This window comes from Priestia sp. P5_B4 (assembly GCF_056400385.1).
The window spans coordinates 1-1,494 of record NZ_JBFULJ010000912.1 but is presented as its reverse complement, the minus strand read 5'-3'; the positions used below and the strand labels follow the sequence as shown (position 1 = coordinate 1,494).

Here is a 1,494-nt window from a genome sequence, read left to right as displayed (position 1 = left end):
GATAGATACGAACTGTACGTAACCATAACTGAAACGCCTACGCTAAGGGAAAAGAATGCTTGTCCCATCGCAAACAAAATGGTTTGGGATGTAAGCTTTGAAAAATCCGGATACAAAAAGAAAGATACGCCTTCCATTGCCCCGTCTAATGTTAAAGAACGAATAATGATAATAATAAATAAAATAAAGAGAGCAGGCATTAAAATTTTGTTTGCTTTTTCAATACCATTTTGAATGCCTCTTGCTACTACAACAATTGTTAAAAGAAGAAAAACAAGTTGAGAGATAACAGCACTTGTTGGATTAGCAATGGTCGAGTTAAATAAACTCCCGTAGTCACTTACTCCATTCAGCTGACCCGTGACGCTTGCAAAAATATATTGCAAAATCCAGCCTCCTACTACACTATAGAAGGATAATAAAATAAAGCATGTGATCACACCTAAATACCCGATTCCTTTCCATAGGGAACCGGGAGCAACTGCATCATATGCACGAATTGCTTCTTTTTGTGTATGTCTACCTAGTACAAATTCAGCAAGTAAAAGCGGCAAACCAATAATTGCTGTAAACAAGATAAACAGTAAAAAGAAGGCCCCTCCTCCGCTTGTTCCGGCTACATAAGGCAGTTTCCAAATGGCTCCGATTCCAATTGCAGAACCGGCAGATGCCAAGATAAAGCCGAGTTTTGATGTCCATTGTTCGTTTTGACTCATTTTTTCTCACCATTTTTCTTTATTTATTCTGATTTGTCATACTATAGCACACAACCCTTCTGTCGAAAAGGGTTTTTGTTGTTTTAACCCTCATCATGTGTTATGAATAGTATGTAGGTTTCATGATTTATTTTCGTAACTAAAAAAAGTTTGACAGTTAGAGGTACAAAAAATGACAAATCAGCAAGTAATACAGCAACAATTTTTAGATAAGTTCCTTGACTTTATCTTAGTAAAATGTCCAAACTGCGAACTATGTGCGCGAGTTGTAAAACTGGATAAAAAATTGAGCGGGTCAACGCACTCATGCACGTGTCCTCACTGCGGTTATCTAGACGTAACCAACGCTGATAGCCAAGGACCGTTAGAACTTTCTGAAGCAGTAGATCCTTTTTTTCAGCTTCCGCTTTACTTAGAAACGATATGCCCTGAACGTCGACTTTGGGCTTATAACTTAGATCACCTTCAGTATATTGAATCTTATATTGAAGTTAAAACATGCGGGGCTTGTTTCGACGAGCTGTCGGTTGAACATTCATTGCCAGATTGGGTAATTCATAAGCAAGAAGAAGCATTAAGTGAAATTCAACGTTTAAAAGATACCGTTTTTTGCACATTCAAATGAAGATAGAAAAGAAACGTTGCCAAAGAGGCAACGTTTCTTTTCTTACGAAGAACTTTCTTCGGTAAGTTTTCTTCGATAGTCTCCGGCCTTATCGAACTCTTTTGCGGTGCCGACGAAAAAGTAAGTTACCGTATGATTTTTGTTACCTTGAGT

At 37.8% G+C, this 1,494-nt stretch carries 2 protein-coding genes; one reads left to right on the top strand and one right to left on the bottom strand.

Features of this window, described 5'->3' with window-relative positions:
* Positions 1–716 (bottom strand): sodium-dependent transporter (locus AC1DRF_RS27410; protein WP_477742237.1); only part of this gene is annotated, 716 nt, incomplete at its 3' end.
* 172 nt (positions 717–888) lie between these two features.
* Between AC1DRF_RS27410 and AC1DRF_RS27405 the strand changes: the two genes are divergently transcribed.
* Complete coding sequence (locus tag AC1DRF_RS27405; RefSeq protein WP_013083800.1) at positions 889–1,341, top strand: hypothetical protein; 453 nt, start codon at positions 889–891, stop codon at positions 1,339–1,341.
* The last annotated feature ends 153 nt before the right edge of the window (positions 1,342–1,494 follow it).